Here is a 21,698-nt window from a genome sequence, read left to right as displayed (position 1 = left end):
GGGATAAAATGGCTCAAATTAAAATTACTTTGACTAAGTCTCCAATCGGACGCATTCCATCACAACGTAAAACTGTTGTAGCACTTGGACTTGGCAAATTGAACAGCTCTGTTATTAAAGAAGACAACGCTGCTATCCGTGGTATGATCACAGCAGTATCTCACTTGGTAACAGTTGAAGAAGTAAACTAATGAATTTTTAGGGGATGTGCACTATACCATCCCCTAAAACTAGATATAGTCATCTATGATGACGTCGTATAGGCGAGTTGATGGGGGAGACAACCTTTTCTCCCTTATCGGCGCTAGCATTTTACAAAAGAGGAGAAAATAAAAATGAAACTTCATGAATTGAAACCTGCAGAAGGTTCTCGTAAAGTACGTAACCGCGTTGGTCGTGGTACTTCATCAGGTAACGGTAAAACATCTGGTCGTGGTCAAAAAGGTCAAAAAGCTCGTAGCGGTGGCGGAGTTCGCCTTGGTTTTGAAGGTGGACAAACTCCATTGTTCCGTCGTCTTCCAAAACGTGGATTCACTAACATCAACGCTAAAGAATACGCAATTGTGAACCTTGACCAATTGAACGTCTTTGAAGATGGTGCTGAGGTTACTCCAGTTGTTCTTATCGAATCAGGAATTGTTAAAGCTGAAAAATCAGGTATTAAAATTCTTGGTAACGGTGAGTTGACTAAGAAATTGACTGTGAAAGCAGCTAAATTCTCTAAATCAGCTGAAGAAGCTATCACTGCTAAAGGTGGTTCAGTAGAAGTCATCTAAGAGAGGTGACCTATGTTTTTTAAATTATTAAGAGAAGCTCTTAAAGTCAAGCAAGTTCGATCAAAAATTTTATTTACAATTTTTATCGTTTTGGTCTTTCGTATCGGGACTAGCATTACAGTTCCTGGTGTGAATGCCAATAGCTTGAATGCTTTAAGTGGATTATCCTTCTTAAACATGTTGAGCTTGGTGTCGGGGAATGCCCTAAAAAACTTTTCGATTTTTGCCCTAGGAGTGAGTCCCTATATCACTGCTTCTATCGTTGTCCAACTCTTGCAAATGGATATTTTACCCAAGTTTGTAGAGTGGGGAAAACAAGGGGAAGTAGGCCGAAGAAAATTGAATCAAGCTACTCGTTATATTGCTCTAGTTCTCGCTTTTGTGCAATCTATCGGGATTACAGCTGGTTTTAATACCTTGGCTGGAGCTCAATTGATTAAAACTGCTTTAACTCCACAAGTTTTTCTGACGATTGGTATCATCTTAACAGCTGGTAGTATGATTGTCACTTGGTTGGGTGAGCAAATTACAGATAAGGGATACGGAAACGGTGTTTCCATGATTATCTTTGCCGGGATTGTTGCCTCAATTCCAGAGATGATTCAGGGCATCTATGTGGACTACTTTGTGAACGTGCCAAGTAGCCGTATCACTTCATCTATCATTTTCGTAATCATTTTGATTATTACTGTATTGTTGATTATTTACTTTACAACTTATGTTCAACAAGCAGAATACAAAATTCCAATCCAATATACTAAGGTTGCACAAGGTGCTCCATCTAGCTCTTATCTTCCTTTGAAGGTAAACCCTGCTGGAGTTATCCCTGTTATCTTTGCCAGTTCGATTACTGCAGCGCCTGCGGCGATTCTTCAATTTTTGAGCGCTACAGGTCATGATTGGGCTTGGGTAAGGGTAGCACAAGAGATGTTGGCAACCACTTCACCAACTGGTATTGCCATGTATGCTTTATTGATTATTCTCTTTACATTCTTCTATACGTTTGTACAGATTAATCCTGAAAAAGCGGCAGAGAACCTACAAAAGAGCGGTGCCTATATCCATGGAGTTCGTCCTGGTAAAGGTACAGAGGAATATATGTCTAAACTTCTTCGTCGTCTTGCAACGGTTGGTTCCCTCTTCCTTGGTGTGATTTCCATTTTGCCGATTGCAGCTAAAGATGTATTTGGTCTTTCTGATGTTGTTGCCTTTGGGGGAACAAGTCTTTTGATCATTATCTCTACAGGTATTGAAGGAATCAAGCAATTGGAAGGTTACCTATTGAAACGTAAGTATGTTGGTTTCATGGATAGAACAGAATAAAAGTATTTACTGATACTCTTCGAAAATCAAATTCAAACCACGTCAGCTTTATCTGCAACCTCAAAGCAGTGCTTTGAGCAACCTGCGGCTAGCTTCCTAGTTTGCTCTTTGATTTTCATTGAGTATGAAGCAGTAAATGCTGAGGGAGTGGAGGTTTAAACTCTGACATTTGTGAGAGTTTGGTCTCCCCTCTTCTATTTTGTTTTTAAATAGGGGTGAAAAGACTTTTTGCTTCTATTTAAAAATAAAATAAGGAGATCAAATCATGAATCTTTTGATTATGGGCTTACCTGGTGCAGGTAAGGGAACTCAAGCAGCAAAAATCGTAGAACAATTCCATGTTGCACATATCTCAACAGGTGATATGTTCCGCGCTGCAATGGCAAATCAAACTGAAATGGGTGTTCTTGCTAAGTCATATATTGACAAGGGTGAATTGGTTCCTGATGAAGTTACAAATGGAATCGTAAAAGAACGTCTTTCACAAGATGATATTAAAGAAACAGGATTCTTGTTGGATGGTTACCCACGAACAATCGAACAAGCTCATGCCTTGGACAAAACATTGGCTGAACTTGGCATCGAACTAGAAGGTGTTATCAACATCGAAGTGAATCCAGACAGCCTCTTGGAACGTTTGAGTGGCCGTATCATCCACCGCGTAACTGGAGAAACTTTCCACAAGGTCTTTAACCCACCAGTTGACTATAAAGAAGAAGATTACTACCAACGTGAAGATGATAAACCCGAGACAGTCAAACGTCGTTTGGATGTGAATATTGCTCAAGGGGAACCAATCATTGCTCACTACCGTGCCAAAGGTTTGGTTCATGACATCAAAGGTAATCAAGATATCAATGATGTCTTCTTAGATATCGAAAAAGTATTGACAAATTTGAAATAAAGCGTTTTTCACACTTGCAAAAATCCGCTACAAATGTTATACTGAGATAGTCTGACTTATAATTGTTGTCTCTGTGTCTAGAGGCATCGAATCGAAATTTATGGAGGTGCTTTTGCGTGGCAAAAGACGATGTGATTGAAGTTGAAGGCAAAGTAGTTGATACAATGCCGAATGCAATGTTTACGGTTGAACTTGAAAATGGACATCAGATTTTAGCAACAGTTTCTGGTAAAATTCGTAAAAACTATATTCGTATTTTAGCGGGAGATCGTGTTACTGTCGAAATGAGTCCATATGACTTGACACGTGGACGTATCACTTACCGCTTTAAATAATCGAAAAACTTGGAGGGATAAGAAATGAAAGTAAGACCATCGGTCAAACCAATTTGCGAATACTGTAAAGTTATTCGTCGTAATGGTCGTGTTATGGTAATTTGCCCAGCAAATCCAAAACACAAACAACGTCAAGGATAAGATAGAAAGGAGAAAACATGGCTCGTATTGCTGGAGTTGACATTCCAAATGACAAACGCGTAGTAATCTCATTGACTTATGTTTATGGTATCGGACTTGCAACATCTAAGAAAATTTTGGCTGCTGCTGGAATCTCAGAAGATGTTCGTGTACGTGATCTTACATCAGATCAAGAAGATGCTATCCGTCGTGAAGTGGATGCAATCAAAGTTGAAGGTGACCTTCGTCGTGAAGTAAACTTGAACATCAAACGTTTGATGGAAATCGGTTCATACCGTGGTATCCGTCACCGTCGTGGACTTCCTGTCCGTGGACAAAACACTAAAAACAACGCTCGCACTCGTAAAGGTAAAGCTGTTGCGATTGCTGGTAAGAAAAAATAATATAGGAGGTAAAAGTCTTGGCTAAACCAACACGTAAACGTCGTGTGAAAAAGAATATCGAATCTGGTATTGCTCATATTCACGCTACATTTAATAACACTATTGTTATGATTACTGATGTGCATGGTAATGCAATTGCTTGGTCATCAGCTGGTGCTCTTGGTTTCAAAGGTTCTCGTAAATCTACACCATTCGCTGCTCAAATGGCTTCTGAAGCTGCTGCTAAATCTGCACAAGAACACGGTCTTAAATCAGTTGAAGTTACTGTAAAAGGTCCAGGTTCTGGTCGTGAGTCAGCTATTCGTGCGCTTGCTGCCGCTGGTCTTGAAGTAACAGCAATTCGTGATGTGACTCCAGTGCCACACAATGGTGCTCGTCCTCCAAAACGTCGCCGTGTATAATCATCGCATTACACTGCTTTTCGTTTAAGAGGGAGTAACTAAATGATCGAGTTTGAAAAACCAAATATAACAAAAATTGATGAAAATAAAGATTATGGCAAGTTTGTAATCGAACCACTTGAACGTGGCTACGGTACAACTCTTGGTAACTCTCTTCGTCGTGTACTTCTAGCTTCTCTACCAGGAGTAGCTGTGACATCTATCAACATTGATGGTGTGTTACATGAGTTTGACACAGTTCCAGGTGTTCGTGAAGACGTGATGCAAATCATTCTGAACATTAAAGGAATTGCAGTGAAATCGTACGTTGAAGACGAAAAAATCATCGAACTAGATGTTGAAGGTCCTGCTGAAGTAACAGCTGGTGACATTTTGACAGATAGCGATATTGAAATTGTAAATCCAGATCATTATCTCTTTACAATCGGTGAAGGTTCTTCGCTAAAAGCGACTATGACTGTTAACAGTGGTCGTGGATATGTGCCTGCTGATGAAAATAAAAAGGATAATGCACCAGTTGGAACACTTGCTGTAGATTCTATTTATACACCAGTTACAAAAGTCAACTATCAAGTGGAGCCTGCTCGTGTAGGTAGCAATGATGGATTTGACAAATTAACCCTTGAAATCTTGACAAATGGAACAATTATTCCAGAAGATGCTTTAGGGCTTTCAGCACGTATTTTGACAGAACATCTTGATTTGTTTACAAATCTTACTGAGATTGCTAAGTCAACTGAAGTGATGAAAGAAGCTGATACTGAATCTGACGATCGTATTTTGGATCGTACGATTGAGGAACTGGACTTGTCTGTGCGTTCATACAACTGTTTGAAACGTGCCGGTATCAATACTGTGCATGATTTGACAGAAAAATCTGAAGCAGAGATGATGAAAGTACGAAATCTTGGACGCAAGAGTTTGGAAGAAGTGAAACTCAAACTCATTGATTTGGGTCTTGGATTAAAAGATAAATAAAGGAGGAATACATGGCTTACCGTAAACTAGGACGCACTAGCTCACAACGTAAAGCAATGCTTCGCGATTTGACAACTGACCTTTTGATCAACGAATCAATCGTGACAACTGAAGCTCGTGCTAAAGAAATCCGTAAAACTGTTGAAAAAATGATTACTCTAGGTAAACGTGGTGATTTGCATGCACGTCGTCAAGCAGCTGCTTTCGTACGTAATGAAATCGCATCTGAAAACTATGATGAAGCAACTGACAAGTACACTTCTACTACAGCACTTCAAAAATTGTTCTCAGAAATCGCACCTCGTTATGCTGAACGTAACGGTGGATACACTCGTATCCTTAAAACTGAACCACGTCGTGGTGATGCAGCGCCAATGGCGATCATCGAATTAGTATAAAATCATCAATTTTGTTGAGTGTTATGATGATGGAGTCTTGTGCTCTTAGTCTAGCTCTGGTCTACCGCTAGGATTTCGGTCCTAGCGGGAACACTCATCATAAGTTGGGATAGTAGACGCTTGTTTACGAAATTGTTTTTTTCTTAAGAACAACTTCGTAAGCAGGCGTTTTTGAGTATTTTAGTTGGAATTATGCTATACTATTTGAAAAGAATCCTGTTTAATGTTCAGGTTTCCTATTAAAAGAAGAATTGGAGTTTGCTTATGAAAGCGATTATAACTGTTGTTGGTAAAGATAAATCTGGAATTGTTGCAGGTGTTTCTGGTAAAATTGCAGAATTGGGTTTGAATATTGACGATATCTCCCAAACTGTCTTGGATGAATATTTCACGATGATGGCTGTCGTCTCTAGCGATGAAAAGCAAGATTTTACCTATCTTCGTAATGAATTTGAAGCTTTTGGGCAAACTTTGAATGTAAAAATCAATATTCAGAGTGCAGCGATTTTCGAAGCTATGTATAATATCTAGGAGGTGCACATGGATATTAGACAAGTTACTGAAACCATTGCTATGATTGAGGAGCAAAACTTCGATATCAGAACTATTACCATGGGGATTTCCCTATTAGACTGTATTGATCCAGATATCAATCGTGCTGCGGAGAAAATTTATCAAAAGATTACGACCAAGGCGGCTAATCTAGTGGCTGTTGGCGACGAAATTGCAGCTGAGTTGGGAATTCCTATCGTTAATAAGCGTGTATCGGTGACTCCTATTTCTCTGATTGGGGCAGCGACAGATGCAACAGACTACGTGGTTCTGGCAAAAGCGCTTGATAAGGCTGCGAAAGAGATTGGAGTGGACTTTATTGGTGGTTTCTCTGCCTTGGTACAAAAAGGTTATCAAAAGGGAGATGAGATTCTCATCAATTCTATTCCTCGCGCTTTGGCTGAAACGGATAAGGTCTGTTCGTCAGTTAATATTGGCTCAACCAAGTCTGGTATTAATATGACGGCTGTGGCAGATATGGGACGTATTATCAAGGAAACGGCAAATCTTTCTGATATGGGGGCAGCTAAGCTGGTTGTATTTGCTAATGCTGTTGAGGACAATCCATTTATGGCAGGTGCCTTCCATGGTGTTGGGGAAGCAGATGTTATCATCAATGTCGGTGTCTCTGGTCCTGGTGTGGTGAAACGTGCCTTGGAAAAAGTTCGAGGAGAGAGCTTTGACGTAGTAGCCGAAACAGTTAAGAAGACTGCCTTTAAAATCACTCGTATCGGTCAATTGGTTGGTCAAATGGCCAGTGAGAGATTGGGTGTCGAGTTTGGTATTGTGGACTTGAGTTTGGCGCCAACTCCTGCGGTTGGAGATTCTGTGGCGCGTGTCCTTGAGGAAATGGGGCTAGAGACAGTTGGTACGCATGGAACGACGGCTGCCTTGGCTCTCTTGAATGACCAAGTTAAGAAGGGCGGAGTTATGGCCTGCAACCAAGTCGGTGGTTTGTCTGGTGCCTTTATCCCTGTTTCAGAGGATGAAGGAATGATTGCTGCAGTGCAAAATGGCTCTCTTAATCTGGAAAAACTAGAAGCTATGACGGCTATCTGTTCCGTTGGTTTGGATATGATTGCTATCCCAGAGGATACACCAGCTGAAACCATTGCGGCTATGATTGCGGATGAAGCTGCAATTGGTGTCATTAACATGAAAACAACAGCTGTTCGTATCATTCCAAAAGGAAAAGAAGGTGATATGATTGAGTTTGGTGGTCTATTAGGAACTGCACCTGTTATGAAGGTCAATGGGGCTTCGTCTTTCGATTTCATCTCTCGCGGAGGACAAATCCCGGCACCAATTCATAGTTTTAAAAATTAAGAAAATAGGAGAAAATGATGAAAAAAGAAATGAAACATGCTTTAGTAGCTTTAGGACTGTCAACTTTACTAGTCCCAACTTTTGCCAGTCAAGTAGTTTCTGCGCAGGAAGAAAGCCATGAAACTACCACTAGTGTGAGTCCAGAAGAGGTTAATAAAAAAATTGAGGAAACGAAGCAATTTTTAATTGATTTGATTAAACAAAATATCTTTGAACAGGTTGATCAAGGAGACTGGGATACAGTTTCTTTTTCCAAGAGTGATGTAAGCTCTATTAGAGATAAATTAAGAGAAGAACTTAATTATAGGTTACAAGATTTCATGGGAGAGTTAGAATATATAAGGAAGTATAGTTTAGAAGGAAAAATTCCTTTGGAAGAGTTACCAAATATTTTATCAGAGTTTAAGAACAAATCTAAAAAAAACTACATTGATCGTTATAGAGAAAAAGATAATTTTTTTGGTCATAGAATGAAGTATATTGTTGCTGAACTTGCTATACTAAAGAAAATGAATCTGGTAATTTCTCAAATAAATAATGATTCTCACTATACAGAATTAGAGAAAAAAGAAATGTTAGCTAGAGTTTCAAGCTACTACGCACCTGGTTTTCATCAATCTGGTTTATATGTTGATAGTGATAAGTATTTAACTTTATTTAATAATCAAGATAATTTAAATACTTATCTTAAGAAAGTTTCTCTATTTTTATCTAACAATCATTATCCGATTTCTACAGTACCTAAGGAAAAAAATATACGGGAAATTAATGCTGTTGCCTTTATGGAGAAGACAGCTATTAGTAATGATGATACACTTTCTAAAGCAGAAAAGGTTTCTATGTTTAGTAAGATTGATGATATAGTTGAAGAAGGGATACATAAAATAAGGAAAGAAGCTGGTCTTTTACATGAGGAGAAACCTGAGTTCGTACACATGCTATCTCCTGAGGAGTTATCTGTATTTACTAAGCGTATCGAAGATGTTTACCAAGGAAAAGCTAAGCCTAAGGTGACAAAAGAAGAGGCTATTCAAGCAGTTTCCACTGTTACATCAGCCACAGTTTCATCTTCATCTCAGTCTATCGTTACCTCTAATGGAGAGGCTAAGAAAAATCATCAAGCAAGTAAGTGGTTTAAAGAGTCTGGCAAATGGTATTATAATGACCTTTCGGGTAACCTTGTAAGAAACCGCTGGGTAGGCCGTTATTATCTAAAAGCAGATGCTTCAATGGCTGCTAGTGAATGGATTTATGATGAAGATTATAAGAGCTGGTTTTATGTAGATTCAACTGGTAGTTATGTGGAGAAAGCTTGGCAGGGCGAATACTACCTAAAACGTGGCGGTTACATGGCTAAGAGTGAGTGGGTATTTGATTCTCAGTATGATAGTTGGTATTATCTGAACCAAGATGGTAAGTACGCTCGTAACCAATGGATTAAGGATGGAGATAAGTGGTATTACTTGTTAGCTGATGGGAAATTGGCAAAAAATATGACCATTAATGGCTATAAAGTAAATGAAAAAGGTGAGTGGGTATAATTTTTTAAGTTCTATTTAAGGTTATCTGTGTATACTATAATCATTAAATAAAGACCTCCTAATATTATTTGAAACAGATAACACTGATTTAGTTTGAATTTGATTTTCATCTAATATCTTTATTTAATAGAACTCCTAAACTTTTTCATAATAATCTCCTGCAAAAGTCACCTGTCTGGGTGGCTTTTGTTTTATCATCCATGATATAATAGAAACAAATGGAGGACGGAAAATGGTAAAAGTACGATTGTATTTGGTACGTCATGGCAAGACTATGTTTAACACGATTGGTCGAGCGCAAGGTTGGAGCGATACTCCCTTAACGGCTGAAGGTGAGAGAGGGATTCAAGAGTTAGGAATCGGTTTGCGAGAATCTGGTCTACAGTTTGAGCGCGCTTATTCCAGTGATTCTGGTCGCACCATTCAGACTATGGGAATTATTCTTGAAGAACTTGGTTTGCAGGAAAAAATCCCTTATCGAATGGACAAGCGGATCAGAGAATGGTGTTTTGGTAGCTTTGACGGAGCTTATGATGGTGATCTTTTCATGGGCATTATTCCTCGTATCTTTAATGTGGACCACGTTCACCAATTGTCTTATGCTGAACTGGCTGAGGGCTTGGTAGAGGTTGATACAGCTGGTTGGGCTGAAGGATGGGAAAAACTCAGTGGCCGCATCAAAGAAGGTTTTGAAGCGATTGCCAAAGAAATGGAAGAACAAGGCGGGGGCAACGCCCTTGTCGTCAGCCATGGAATGACCATCGGAACCATTGTTTATCTAATTAATGGTATGCATCCGCATGGTCTCGATAATGGTAGCGTGACGATACTTGAATATGAGGATGGCCAGTTTAGCGTTGAGGTTGTTGGTGACCGTAGTTACCGAGAACTAGGACGTGAAAAGATGGAGGAAGCCTCTATTTAATACTCTTCGAAAATCTCTTCAAACTGTGTCAACGTCGTCTTGCCGTAGATATGGTTACTGACTTCGTCAATTCTATCCACAACCTCAAAANNCGTCAGTCTTATCTACAACCCCAAAACAGTGCTTTGAGCAACCTGCGGCTAGTATCCTAGTTTGCTCTTTGATTTTCATTGAGTATAATCAGTCTAGACTTGCTTGCTCTGAACTAGGGATTTGATAAGAATATCAAGATAAGAAAAAACAGCCGAGGGTAATCCTTTCGGCTGTTTTTGATGGGGGAAACTAAAGTGTAATGCTGTTGCTTTTAGAGATTTTCATGAACAAGAGCAAGGAACCTACTGTTAGAACAGTGAGGATAGTTGACAAGGCTGCGGCTACACCGTAATTTCCTCTGAGAACTTCTGTATAAATGGCTACAGTCATTGTTCTTGTTTTGACATTGTAGAGGAGGATAGAAGTAGAGAGTTCTGAAATCATTGTGACCCAAGATAAGATGGCTCCAGAAATAATACCAGATAGCATCATTGGAGTTGTAATCTTGGCAAAGGTATTGAGACGGCTACTTCCTAAGCTTTCAGCGGCTTCTTCAATACTTGGTGCTATTTGTTGCAAGCTAGCAACAGATGAGCGAATAGTATAAGGCAATCTTCTGACAGATAGGGACATAATCAGGATGAAAGCTGTCCCAGTAATCATAAGAAATCCACTTCCAAATAGACCGGTATTGAAGGAAGAAATGAAGGCAATCCCTAGAACGGTTCCTGGTACAATATAAGGAACCATACTGAGGCTGTCAATTAAGTTTGTAAACAAATTCCGTTTTCTAACGGCTAGGTAGGAGATAAATGTTGCAAATAGAACAACTAGAACTAAGGCAATCAAAGGGATACGAATGGTATTGAAAATAGCAGAGCCCATACGATTGAGAGCTACCTTGTAACTGTTTAGAGAATAACCTTTGACAAATACCATACCTGATGTTTTTAGAAAAGAAGTATAAATCAAGTAAATTTGAGGTAAAACAGAGATAAAGATAATTCCGTAGACTGTTGCATAAATGGCAGCCATTTTTCCTTTTGTAGTTTTTTTAGGCTCAATTGGATGGAGCGAATTCATGCTGAAACTGTAGCGATTTGCAATGTATTTTTGGATAAGGAAAATTGCCAAGGCAATGATAATCGCCATAATGGCTAAAGCAGATGCAAAAGCAGAATTTCCTCCAACCTCGCTAATGAATTGGGTATAAATCAAGACGGGGAAAGTCCGATATCCTTCACCAATTAACATAGGCGTTCCAAAGTCTGAGAATGCTCTCATAAATACAAGCAAGGCAGCAGCTAGTAAGGTTGGAACGAGGAGAGGTAAAACAACCGTTACGATACGCTTAAATCCGAAGGACCCCATGCTTTCAGCAGCTTCAAGTAGAGAATTGTCAATACTTTTCATTGTCCCAGCAACGTATAGAAATACCAGTGGGAATAGTTGCAGTGTAAAGACAAGTACAATTCCTTTGAATCCATAAATATCGATAGCTGGAAGATGAAGGGCATTTGTCAGGAATTTAGTAATGACCCCGTTTCGTCCCAGTAAGAGAATCCAGGAGTAGGCTCCCACGAAAGGAGCTGACATGGAAGCAATGATAATCAATATTTGTAGAAATTTCTTTCCTTTGAAATCATACATAGAGAAGAGATAAGCTAATAAGGTTCCTACGACTAAGGAAGTGACAGTAGCGGTAATGGAAACCTTGAAACTGTTGACGAGTGTCTCAGAGTAGTAGGCTTTGCTAAAGAAAGTGACAAAATTAGCTAGTGAAAATTGTCCCTCATGTATGAGTGCTTGCTTGAGCACGGTAACGATAGGATAAACCAGAAAGACAAGATAGGTAAGAAAGATGAAGAAAGAGGAGGCTGTCCAAATATTTAGTTTTTTACGTTCCATGGTTGACTCCTTTTATCAGGTTTTGCGAACCATCTGCAGAAAAGACGTTTAATTTTTGAGTATTGATTCGTAGGCGAATACGATCGCCTTTTTGTAGATCTTCTTCAAAAGTTGATTCTTCGCTAACTTGAATTTTTGAGGCAAAGCCTGTCTCGATGAAATATTCAGTATTTAGTCCAAGATAGACGCTATCGCTAATAGTTCCTTCAATATCTCCAGATTCATCTTTGATAAACTCTTCAGGACGAATGCTTACATGAATAGCTTGTGCCTCAGCCTGATCAAGAGCTGGCATTCGAAGAGCATAGCCATCTGAAAAGACGATATAAGCGCCGTCGCTCCGTTTTTCAAGAGTGGCAGGGATAATATTTGTGCGTCCGATAAAGGTTGCTACAAACTCATTAGCTGGTTTATGATAGAGTTCTTTTGGTCGGCCGATTTGTTGGATGACTCCGTCTTTCATAACAGCAATTTGGTCTGAAATAGCCATGGCTTCTTCTTGGTCGTGGGTCACATAAACAGTTGTAATTCCCACTTCGTGTTGGATTTCTCGAATGGCTTGACGCATATCCAAGCGAAGTTTGGCATCTAGGTTACTAAGTGGCTCGTCCATGAGGAGAACACTTGGATTAACAGCTAAGGCACGTGCCAAGGCGACACGTTGTTGTTGTCCACCACTGAGTTTATCAGGTTTTCGATCCGCATATTGAGCAATTTGCATGAGTTCAAGATATTTATTGGTTTGTTGAATTAATTCTTCTTTTGGAACCTTCTTTTGCTTGAGACCAAAAGCAACATTGTCTCGGACAGTCAAATGTGGGAAAATAGCGTAGTTTTGAAAAACCATGCCGATATTGCGTTTGCTGGGTTCCATATTATTGATTTTTGTATCATCGAAGTAAAATTCTCCGCCTTCGATACTGTTGAAACCTGCAATCATACGAAGAAGAGTCGTTTTCCCACACCCTGAAGGCCCAAGAAGGGTAAAGAGACTTCCTTTTGGAATTGTAATGTTCAAATTCTCAATAACAGGGACATCGTGATAGATTTTTTTTGCGTTAATAATTTTGATCTCACTCATAGTGAACCTCTTTTACTGTTTAGATTGGATATCTGTAAAGACTTCGTTGTATTTTTTAACGATATCTGATTTATTCTTGATGACATAATCATAATCTTCAGTGAGTGTTTTGATTTTGTCAATTGGTTTCATATTTTCGCTTGTTTTAGCATTTTTACGAACAGGACGGTTAGTAGTGGTTGTACCAAGTGTATCTTGTACTTCTTGAGAGATAATAAAATCGATAAATTTCTTGGCATTTTCCATGTTTTTAGCCTTTTTAACGATAGCAGCACTAGCAGGTAGGAAGACGGTTCCTTCTTTTGGATAGACTACCTTGATGTTAGCACCGTCATTTAAGAGTTTAACTGCTGGATCTTCATAAGAGAGACCAACAGCCATTTCTCCGTCAGCGACTGCTTTATAGACACCAGATGAACTTGAACCGATTTTACCATCAATAAGTGTGAAGAGATCTTTTACATAAGACCAGGCTTTATCGTCTTTGTAACCACCTTGAGCTTGTAGCATATTTGTTAATTGAGCAAAGGCGCTAGAAGAGTTTGCTGGGTCAGCAGTTGCGATTTTTCCTTTTAGTTCAGGTTTGAGAAGGTCGCTATATCCTTCGATGTTCATGCCTTTTGTTAAATCAGGATTGACGATTAAAACACTACCATCTAGTGTATAAGGTGTTGAGTAGCCAGTTGTGTTTTGATATTCTTTGATAACATTATCATTTTCTTTTGATGTATAGTTTTCAAAGAGTTCTCCGTGGGTAGTATATTGTGTATAAGAACCACCAAAGATGACATCAGCTACAGGAGCTTCTTTTTCTGACTCTAGTTTTTTGAAAAGTTCTCCAGTACCAGCTTGAATCAGTTCTACTTTGATACCATATTTTTCTTCAAAGGCAGGAATAGTTGCTCCAATTAAGCCCTCTGAGTTTGGTGAATAAACGACTAGCGAACCGCCGTCTCCTTTATCAGATGAACCGCCATCGGCAGATTCATTAGAAGAACAAGCAGCAAGACCAAAAAGAGCTAGTCCGCAAGCAGCATAATACATCCATTTCTTTTTCATGATGGATACCTCCGTTGTGTTATTTAAGTTTATTTTAAAACAATGTAAGCGTTTTTAAAACCGACAATTCTATTCTATTAGAGTAAAATTCTCTACAAAAAGAAGAATAGCTTATTTTACTATTCTTCCGAGTGATTTCAATTCCTTTGGAGAAATATGGAGATACTTTTTAAATACTTTGGCAAAATATTTATAGTCTGAAAATCCAACTTGGTCAGAAATGTCGCTTAGAGGGGAGTTGGGAGATTCAGCCATCTTATCTATAGCTTGTTTCAGACGATATTGTAAGATATATTCATTTAGAGTCATGGGGAAGTCTTCTTTGATAACTTTATATAGATAGCTTTCGCTATAGCTTAAAGCTTCAGCAATAGTCGCAATCGTAAAATGCTCTGCATAATGCTTGTGGACAAAGGAAATAATTTGTTGAATGATTTGGTTTTGTGTATCAACCTGTTGGATAGAGGTGAGTAAAGTTTGATATTCTTCTAAAAAAGGAGTTTCTTGATAGGTGCTACCTTGTAATCGCAAAACAATGTTTTGAAGACATTCTGTCAATTCCTTGGTATCAATTGGCTTGGATAAGAAATCAACTGCTCCATATTGCATGGCTTTTTTGGCATTTTGAAAATCGTTATAACCTGATAAGATAACTTTTTCATAGGAGAGGGTACGAGTGGCTTCAAACATCATAAAAGCATCCATAATTGGCATTGTGATGTCTGTTAAGACAATATGAGGTTCTTTTTCTTGGATGAGTTTCATTCCCTCTTGACCGTGACTGGCAGTTCCTACGACTTGGATACCCAAGGCAGAGTAGTCTACGGCAATCTCTAGCCATTTTCGGATGAGGTGTTCGTCTTCTACGATAATGAGCTTAAACATGAGTTAGTCCTTTCGTTACAAATTTGACCCAAGTTTCTCCTTGGCGATTGACTCCTAGATCTAGCTGGACATCAGAAAAGAAATTGCTCAATCGTTTGTAGCTGTTCACGATGCCATGCTGGGTATGAGGGCTATCTAAAGAGTTTAAAATAGCGATTCGCTCTTGTTTTGTGAGTCCTCCAGCATTATCCTTGACTAAAAAAGTCAGAGAATCTGCTTCCAAGGTAATTTGGATATCAATATGAAGATCAATACGGTATTGCATCCCATATTTTATAGCATTTTCTACGAGAGGAAGCAAGAAAAGTTTAGGGATAGGCTGATTATCAACAGTTTCTGGGCAGACAATATCATAGGAAAAGTGCTCGAAACGAATCTTATGAATCATCAGGTAATCCTCTATAATCTTTAAATCCTGACAAATGGTTGTTTCTTTTTCTAAATCGGTGATACTGTAGCGAAGAATGCGCGTGAGATTTTGAATCAGGTCTTGTGTGAGATTTGCATCCATTAAAGAAGTAATTTTAATCGTTTCAAGTGTATTGTAGAGAAAATGAGGATTGAACTGAGCTTCCAGCATTTTTCTTTCAAAAATCCACTTTTCTTTTTCGATGGTCAACATTTTTTGATGAAGTTGATCTAATTCGTACAACATATTGTTGATTTTTTCTGCCATAAACTCAAACTCATCACCTGTTTGTAGAGAAAGCCTTTTATCTGCTTGTTTGGGAATTTCTTGAAGTTGGTAAACTAAACTTTCAATGGGAACAGCATTGTGTGTAGCAATCTTATGAGCAATTCGTCTTGCTTGCCAGAAGTAGAGGAAGAATATACATAAGGTGAGAATGGAGGCTAGACCTAGTAAGCTAGGAATGGGAAAAAAGGATTGAAAAGTATAGATTGAAAAAATAGCACCGACTTTTTCTTTTTGAACAATAAGCGGTTCATTCGCATACCAGTGGGTGCGAGAGTGTAGGAGTTTTTCATCCAATTTTTCAAGAGTGGAACGAGTAAACTGATTTGTGTTGTTGGAAAACATATTTCCAAAGCTATCGGTAATGATGTATTTGGAATTGATCATTGGGAAACTTGAGATGAAATCATTCTCATTTACGAAAGCAATAGTATAGGCCTTAACTCGTTGGTTTTGGACTAGTGGCTTTATAAAGAGTGTATAATGTCTCTTATCTGAAGAGAGTGCAATTTTTTCTGTCACTTTATCTTGAGAAGGATTTTGAGTGAGTAGTTTTAGATAGTAGGGTGATAAAATACTTTCTTGATGATTTCGATTGGTACTAAATAGTAATTCACCTGTATCGTTTAGAATAATGAGGTCAGAACTAAGTTTTAATTTAGCTTTTGTCTCGTAAAATAAGCTAAAGACTTCTCGTTCTGTGTGTTTGCCCTCCAAAAATCCAGGAATCATTTTATGGTTCATAGTGGTCAGGAGATCATTATTTGCTTCTTTCATCTCTTGAACTTGTTTGACAATCTGTCTCGTGTCTTTGGAGAGTTGTTGCTTTTGTAAAAAATAGGAAAAACCAAAAAGTAAAATGAGTAGTAAAAGAGAGGTCACAAAGGCTGCGATAGAGCTTCTATGGAGAATTTCTTTTTGGAGAGATTTTTTAAAGGAATGAGACATCTGCTACCTCCTTGGAAGGGTTTTCTGTTATAAGTATAGCAGTTTAAAAATTCTAGAGCAAGGTAAAATAGAAAAGGTCTAACCAAAATTTTTTAGCTAAACCTTTTGAAAAGTTAAGTATATATTATAGATACTTGTTATCTGCAAATAGCTAGAGCAGTTCAAGGAGATAAACTAGAAATAGCAATTAATATGATGGTTCAGAAATACCTTTTGATAATCAATGAGATCTTCAGGATGAAGTGCGTTGACTCCATCCATTTCATATTTCCGATTTAATAAACGATATTTGTTTTCACCAAATTGATGAAAAGGGAGTAGTTGAACTTGGTCGATATTTAATGAGTTAAATAGAGTAGCGAATTCTTCTGCATCCTCTAAACTATTGTTAAAATCAGGAATAACCGGGATTCTTAAAACGATAGTTTTCTTTTGAGAAAAAGCATAATGAATGTTTTTAATAATCATTTGATTAAAAACCCCAGTCACTTTTTTATGTTTTATAGAATTATAATGTTTTAGGTCTGTGTAGATAAAATCCACATATTGGATTAAATCAACAAATTTTTCATGATCAACAAAGGCAGTAGTTTCAATGGCAGTGTGTATGTGATGTTCTTTAGCTGACTTTAAGATGGCTTTAGCAAATTCAAACTGAGCAAATATTTCACCCCCTGATAAAGTTAAACCTCCACCGGATTCTTCGTAAAATTCTTTGTCTTTTAATACCTCTGTAATAATTTCTTCAACAGTCTTTTCTTCACCGACTAAGGTGAATTTTTCTCGTTGAGCATCTTTCATTTTTTCAGGTTTCATTCTTTGAGATTCAGGATTAGAACACCATGGACAGCGCAGAGGACATCCTTTTAAAAAAACAGTTGTACGAATACCCGGACCGTCATGAATTGAAAAGTGTTGAATATTAAAAATAATTCCTTTAGATATTTCCATAAGAGTTCCTCCTCTTCATAAGTCTATCCTATCACAAAAACGAAAGAAAAACAATTACGAACGAAAGTTTAATTTGTTGTTTTTTGCTTTTTATTTTGGTAGAATAAAACGGAGGTGTAAAATGAAAAGATTGGAACAAATTATTAAATTAGTATCAGAATTTGAAAAGATTGATGTTAATACATTATCGGAAAAATTAAATGTATCGAAAGTAACGATTAGAAAAGATTTAGATAAATTAGAGTCAAAAGGCTTATTACACAGAGAGCATGGATATGCTGTGTTAAATAGTGGAGATGACTTAAATGTACGCTTGTCAATTAATTATGAAATTAAGAGAAAAATTGTTCAAGAAGCAGTAAAATTGGTATCAGATAATGAAACAATAATGATAGAATCTGGTTCAACCTGTGCTTTACTTGCTGAGGAAATTTGCAAGCAAAAAAGAAATGTCACTATTGTAACAAATTCATTTTTTATAGCAAATTTTGTAAGAGGTTATGATTCATGTCGTGTTATTGTTCTTGGTGGAGAGTTTCAGAAAGATTCACAGGTTACCGTAGGACCTTTATTAAAAGAAATGATACAGACTTTTCATGTGCGTCAAGCTTTTGTTGGGACAGATGGCTACGATAAAGAGATGGGCTTTACAGGAAAAGATTTAATGCGCAGTGAGGTAGTTCAATATATTTCAGCAGTGTCGGATAAAGTCATTGTGCTAACTGACTCAAGTAAATTTGATAAAAGGGGTACAGTAAGAAGATTTGCTTTAAGTCAAGTCTATGAAGTAATAACAGACGAAAAACTTTCTAAACAAAATATAGCTACATTAGAAAATGCTGGGATAATGGTTAAGGTAGTTTCGTAAGAGGTTAAGTGTATGAATCAAGATAGGAATAAACTGCTCTCTAAAATTGCTTATCTGTATTATATTGAAAACTTAAATCAGTCACAAATAGCAGCAAAATTAGGAATTTATAGAACCTCTATTAGTAGAATGTTAACAGAAGCAAGGAATGCAGGAATTGTTAAAATTGAAATAGAGAATTTTGATAGCAATATGTTTAAGTTGGAAAATTATGTAAAAGAAAAATACAGTTTGGAAAGTTTAGAAATTATTCCAAATGAATTTGATGATACTCCAACAATTTTATCTGAAAGAATTTCTCAAGTTGCAGCAGGCGTCCTTAGGAATCTAATTGATGATAATATGAAAATTGGCTTTTCTTGGGGGAAAAGTTTAAGTAATTTAGTAGATTTAATTCACAGTAAAAGTGTCCGAAATGTTCACTTCTATCCTTTAGCAGGTGGCCCTAGTCACATACACGCTAAATACCATGTGAATACACTGATTTATGAAATGTCTAGAAAATTTCATGGAGAGTGTACATTTATGAATGCAACGATTGTGCAAGAAAATAAATTGTTAGCAGATGGTATTTTGCAATCAAGATATTTTGAAGATTTGAAAAATAGTTGGAAAGATTTAGATATAGCTGTAGTCGGAATTGGTGATTTTAGCAATAAAGGAAAACATCAATGGTTAGACATGCTTACAGAGGATGACTTTAAAGAATTGACCAAAGTTAAAACTGTAGGAGAAATTTGTTGTCGATTTTTTGATTCAAAAGGTAAAGAAGTCTATGAAAACTTACAGGAAAGAACGATAGCCATCTCTTTGGAAGATTTAAAAAATATTCCTCAAAGTTTAGCTGTTGCTTACGGTGATACGAAAGTATCTTCGATTCTTTCTGTCTTGCGTGCTAATTTAGTAAATCATTTGATTACAGATAAAAATACAATTTTAAAAGTTTTGGAAGAAGATGGTGATTTTTCTTTTCGAAATATTTTATGTGAGTGAAAATGATAGACTGATTCAGTTTATCGTTTTTTATTTTTAATCATTTGCACATTTGTGCTTATATAAATAAAAATTGTTTATTTGTTGATTTTTGGATTGACAACTTTATTATGTAGTTGTATTCTATAGTTACAAAAGAAAATTTTAAAATTTCAAATGAAAAAAGCTTTTTACATAGTGAAATGAGGAGGAATTTATGGAAATTATTGTTCCAGATCAAATTATCATGGGTTTAATTTTATACGCTGGTGATGCGAAACAACATATTTATAAAGCGTTAGATTACATAAAAAACGGTACATGTGAACGGTGTGAAGAAGAAATACAGTTAGCTGATGCCGCCTTATTAGAAGCCCATAATCTACAAACAAAATTCTTGGCACAAGAAGCGTCTGGTACAAAAACGGAGATTACAGCACTTTTTGTCCATTCGCAAGATCATCTCATGACTAGTATGACGGAGATTAATTTAATCAAAGAAATTATTAGTTTGAGAAAAGAACTTCATAAAAAATAATACTAGAGTATTATCGTTGTTATTAACATAGAGGAGGAAAATATAATGGTGAAGATTGGTTTGTTTTGTGCAGCAGGATTTTCTACTGGTATGCTTGTAAATAATATGAAAATTGCAGCGCAAGCTAGTGGAGTTGAGGCAGAAATAGAGGCGTTTTCTCAGTCTAAATTAGCGGATTATGCCCCAAATCTAGATGTTGCACTGTTGGGGCCTCAAGTTGCTTATACATTAGATAAATCAAAAGAAATTTGTGATAAGTGTGATGTTCCGATAGCTGTTATTCCGATGATGGACTATGGTATGTTAGATGGGAAAAAAGTATTAGATTTGGCCCTATCTTTGATTAGTGGGTAAGAAAAGGAGATTTATTATGGCAAAGATGGATGTTCAAAAAATCATTGCACCTATGATGAAGTTTGTGAATATGCGTGGTATTATAGCTCTAAAAGATGGTATGTTAGCAATTTTGCCATTGACAGTAGTTGGTAGTTTATTCTTGATTATGGGACAATTGCCATTTGAAGGATTAAACAAGAGCATTGCTAGTGTATTTGGAGCAAATTGGACAGAGCCGTTTATGCAAGTATATTCAGGAACTTTTGCGATTATGGGTCTAATTTCTTGTTTTTCAATTGCCTATTCTTATGCTAAGAATAGCGGAGTAGAGGCTTTGCCAGCTGGGGTTCTATCTGTATCTGCATTCTTTATTTTGCTAAGATCATCTTATATCCCTAAACAAGGTGAGGCAATTGGGGATGCTATTAGTAAAGTTTGGTTTGGAGGTCAAGGAATTATCGGTGCTATCATTATAGGTTTGGTAGTAGGAAGTATTTATACCTTCCTTATAAAGAGAAAAATTGTTATTAAGATGCCAGAACAAGTTCCACAAGCTATTGCGAAACAGTTTGAAGCAATGATTCCAGCATTTGTAATTTTCTTATCTTCTATGATTGTATATATTTTAGCGAAGTCATTGACTAATGGCGGAACATTTATTGAAATGATTTATTCTGTTATTCAGGTTCCGTTGCAAGGTTTAACTGGATCGTTGTATGGTGCTATTGGAATTGCATTCTTTATATCATTTTTGTGGTGGTTTGGTGTTCATGGACAATCGGTAGTAAATGGAGTAGTGACAGCTCTGCTTTTATCTAATCTTGATGCTAATAAAGCTATGTTAGCCTCTGGTAATCTATCATTAGAAAATGGTGCACATATTGTTACTCAACAATTTTTAGATTCATTTTTAATTCTATCAGGTTCAGGGATTACGTTTGGTCTTGTAGTTGCCATGCTTTTTGCAGCAAAATCAAAACAATACCAAGCCTTAGGAAAAGTTGCCGCTTTTCCAGCAATATTTAACGTAAATGAGCCAGTTGTATTTGGATTTCCGATTGTCATGAATCCAGTTATGTTTGTACCTTTCATTCTTGTTCCTGTACTTGCAGCTGTGATAGTATATGGAGCTATTGCAACAGGTTTCATGCAGCCATTCTCAGGGGTAACATTGCCTTGGAGTACACCAGCTATTTTATCAGGATTTTTGGTGGGTGGATGGCAAGGAGTTATTACTCAGCTGGTGATATTAGCGATGTCTACATTGGTTTATTTTCCATTCTTTAAAGTACAGGATCGTTTAGCTTACCAAAATGAAATCAAACAATCTTAGAGGTATTTGTGTGTTACTGTTAAACTCACACATTTGTGCTAAAAATTAGAGAGTTAAAATTTTTCTAGTTAAAAGCTTGAAATTTTCTAAAAAACCAGGTATTATATTT

At 37.2% G+C, this 21,698-nt stretch carries 25 protein-coding genes; 19 read left to right on the top strand and 6 right to left on the bottom strand.

Annotated features, from left to right (window positions below; all coding sequences use genetic code 11):
- Window positions 1–8: 8 nt before the first annotated feature.
- The 14 genes from rpmD to HT725_RS04245 all read left to right on the top strand — a co-directional run bounded on the left by rpmD (window position 9) and on the right by HT725_RS04245 (window position 9,983).
- Window positions 9–191 carry a 50S ribosomal protein L30 gene (rpmD, locus tag HT725_RS04310; RefSeq protein ID WP_000057241.1) on the top strand — a complete coding sequence of 61 codons (183 nt, stop codon included), beginning with the start codon at window positions 9–11 and terminating at the stop codon, window positions 189–191.
- A gap of 144 nt (window positions 192–335) precedes the next feature.
- Entirely contained in the window at window positions 336–776 is a 441-nt protein-coding gene (gene rplO, locus HT725_RS04305; protein WP_000766090.1) for a 50S ribosomal protein L15, read from the top strand.
- Between the two features lie 12 nt (window positions 777–788).
- Window positions 789–2,099, top strand: coding sequence for a preprotein translocase subunit SecY (secY, locus tag HT725_RS04300; RefSeq protein WP_049511466.1), 1,311 nt, complete (start codon window positions 789–791; stop codon window positions 2,097–2,099).
- A gap of 265 nt (window positions 2,100–2,364) precedes the next feature.
- Complete coding sequence (locus HT725_RS04295; RefSeq protein ID WP_173219266.1) at window positions 2,365–3,003, top strand: adenylate kinase; 639 nt, start codon at window positions 2,365–2,367, stop codon at window positions 3,001–3,003.
- A gap of 116 nt (window positions 3,004–3,119) precedes the next feature.
- Window positions 3,120–3,338, top strand: coding sequence for a translation initiation factor IF-1 (gene infA / locus HT725_RS04290; RefSeq protein WP_001029883.1), 219 nt, complete (start codon window positions 3,120–3,122; stop codon window positions 3,336–3,338).
- Between the two features lie 24 nt (window positions 3,339–3,362).
- Window positions 3,363–3,479 (top strand): 50S ribosomal protein L36, encoded by a 117-nt coding sequence (rpmJ, locus tag HT725_RS04285; protein WP_001808836.1) that lies wholly within the window; start codon window positions 3,363–3,365, stop codon window positions 3,477–3,479.
- A 17-nt stretch (window positions 3,480–3,496) separates the two neighbouring features.
- Window positions 3,497–3,862, top strand: coding sequence for a 30S ribosomal protein S13 (rpsM, locus tag HT725_RS04280; RefSeq protein WP_000090781.1), 366 nt, complete (start codon window positions 3,497–3,499; stop codon window positions 3,860–3,862).
- Between the two features lie 17 nt (window positions 3,863–3,879).
- On the top strand, window positions 3,880–4,263 hold the full coding sequence (gene rpsK, locus HT725_RS04275; RefSeq protein WP_001118385.1) for a 30S ribosomal protein S11: 384 nt from the start codon (window positions 3,880–3,882) through the stop codon (window positions 4,261–4,263).
- Window positions 4,264–4,305: 42 nt separating this feature from the next.
- Window positions 4,306–5,241, top strand: coding sequence for a DNA-directed RNA polymerase subunit alpha (locus HT725_RS04270; protein ID WP_061746340.1), 936 nt, complete (start codon window positions 4,306–4,308; stop codon window positions 5,239–5,241).
- A gap of 11 nt (window positions 5,242–5,252) precedes the next feature.
- Entirely contained in the window at window positions 5,253–5,639 is a 387-nt protein-coding gene (gene rplQ, locus HT725_RS04265; protein WP_000331493.1) for a 50S ribosomal protein L17, read from the top strand.
- A 264-nt stretch (window positions 5,640–5,903) separates the two neighbouring features.
- Complete coding sequence (locus HT725_RS04260; protein ID WP_000644124.1) at window positions 5,904–6,170, top strand: ACT domain-containing protein; 267 nt, start codon at window positions 5,904–5,906, stop codon at window positions 6,168–6,170.
- Between the two features lie 9 nt (window positions 6,171–6,179).
- Window positions 6,180–7,517 carry a PFL family protein gene (locus HT725_RS04255; protein WP_173219269.1) on the top strand — a complete coding sequence of 446 codons (1,338 nt, stop codon included), beginning with the start codon at window positions 6,180–6,182 and terminating at the stop codon, window positions 7,515–7,517.
- Between the two features lie 17 nt (window positions 7,518–7,534).
- The gene (locus HT725_RS04250; protein ID WP_173219272.1) at window positions 7,535–9,058 is read left to right on the top strand and encodes an N-acetylmuramoyl-L-alanine amidase family protein; all 1,524 of its coding nucleotides are present in this window, start codon (window positions 7,535–7,537) and stop codon (window positions 9,056–9,058) included.
- A 232-nt stretch (window positions 9,059–9,290) separates the two neighbouring features.
- Window positions 9,291–9,983 carry a histidine phosphatase family protein gene (locus HT725_RS04245; protein WP_173219275.1) on the top strand — a complete coding sequence of 231 codons (693 nt, stop codon included), beginning with the start codon at window positions 9,291–9,293 and terminating at the stop codon, window positions 9,981–9,983.
- A gap of 282 nt (window positions 9,984–10,265) precedes the next feature.
- Here HT725_RS04245 and HT725_RS04240 read toward each other — a convergent pair whose 3' ends face one another.
- The 6 genes from HT725_RS04240 to HT725_RS04215 form a co-directional block, all read right to left on the bottom strand.
- Window positions 10,266–11,924: an iron ABC transporter permease gene (locus tag HT725_RS04240; RefSeq protein WP_173219278.1), complete on the bottom strand. Its 1,659-nt coding sequence runs from the start codon at window positions 11,922–11,924 to the stop codon at window positions 10,266–10,268.
- Window positions 11,914–13,005, bottom strand: a complete 1,092-nt coding sequence (locus HT725_RS04235) for an ABC transporter ATP-binding protein (protein WP_023939666.1) — start codon at window positions 13,003–13,005, stop codon at window positions 11,914–11,916. Before HT725_RS04235 ends, HT725_RS04240 begins: the two co-directional genes overlap by 11 nt.
- 12 nt (window positions 13,006–13,017) lie before the next feature.
- Window positions 13,018–14,064, bottom strand: a complete 1,047-nt coding sequence (locus HT725_RS04230) for an ABC transporter substrate-binding protein (RefSeq protein ID WP_173253141.1) — start codon at window positions 14,062–14,064, stop codon at window positions 13,018–13,020.
- Window positions 14,065–14,175: 111 nt separating this feature from the next.
- Entirely contained in the window at window positions 14,176–14,949 is a 774-nt protein-coding gene (locus HT725_RS04225) for a response regulator (RefSeq protein WP_173253140.1), read from the bottom strand.
- On the bottom strand, window positions 14,942–16,591 hold the full coding sequence (locus HT725_RS04220; protein ID WP_173253139.1) for a histidine kinase: 1,650 nt from the start codon (window positions 16,589–16,591) through the stop codon (window positions 14,942–14,944). Before HT725_RS04220 ends, HT725_RS04225 begins: the two co-directional genes overlap by 8 nt.
- A gap of 174 nt (window positions 16,592–16,765) precedes the next feature.
- The gene (locus tag HT725_RS04215; protein ID WP_173253138.1) at window positions 16,766–17,542 is read right to left on the bottom strand and encodes a glycyl-radical enzyme activating protein; all 777 of its coding nucleotides are present in this window, start codon (window positions 17,540–17,542) and stop codon (window positions 16,766–16,768) included.
- Window positions 17,543–17,663: 121 nt separating this feature from the next.
- On the opposite strand from HT725_RS04215, the gene HT725_RS04210 reads away from it, so the two are divergent.
- From HT725_RS04210 to HT725_RS04190, 5 genes are all read left to right on the top strand, one after another.
- A complete protein-coding gene (locus HT725_RS04210) occupies window positions 17,664–18,410 on the top strand; it encodes a DeoR/GlpR family DNA-binding transcription regulator (protein WP_173253137.1) in 747 nt (248 codons plus the stop codon).
- A 12-nt stretch (window positions 18,411–18,422) separates the two neighbouring features.
- Window positions 18,423–19,403 (top strand): sugar-binding transcriptional regulator, encoded by a 981-nt coding sequence (locus HT725_RS04205; RefSeq protein WP_173219291.1) that lies wholly within the window; start codon window positions 18,423–18,425, stop codon window positions 19,401–19,403.
- A 196-nt stretch (window positions 19,404–19,599) separates the two neighbouring features.
- A complete protein-coding gene (locus HT725_RS04200; RefSeq protein WP_000402908.1) occupies window positions 19,600–19,920 on the top strand; it encodes a PTS lactose/cellobiose transporter subunit IIA in 321 nt (106 codons plus the stop codon).
- Window positions 19,921–19,965: 45 nt separating this feature from the next.
- Window positions 19,966–20,274 (top strand): PTS sugar transporter subunit IIB, encoded by a 309-nt coding sequence (locus tag HT725_RS04195; protein ID WP_173219294.1) that lies wholly within the window; start codon window positions 19,966–19,968, stop codon window positions 20,272–20,274.
- A gap of 16 nt (window positions 20,275–20,290) precedes the next feature.
- Window positions 20,291–21,589 (top strand): PTS sugar transporter subunit IIC, encoded by a 1,299-nt coding sequence (locus HT725_RS04190; protein ID WP_173253136.1) that lies wholly within the window; start codon window positions 20,291–20,293, stop codon window positions 21,587–21,589.
- Window positions 21,590–21,698: the final 109 nt, after the last annotated feature.

Source organism: Streptococcus sp. 2579, from assembly GCF_013277195.1.
In the GTDB taxonomy this organism is placed as follows: Bacteria; Bacillota; Bacilli; order Lactobacillales; family Streptococcaceae; genus Streptococcus.
The sequence above is the reverse complement of the archived record's forward strand: the minus strand, read 5'-3'. Positions and strand labels throughout refer to the sequence as shown.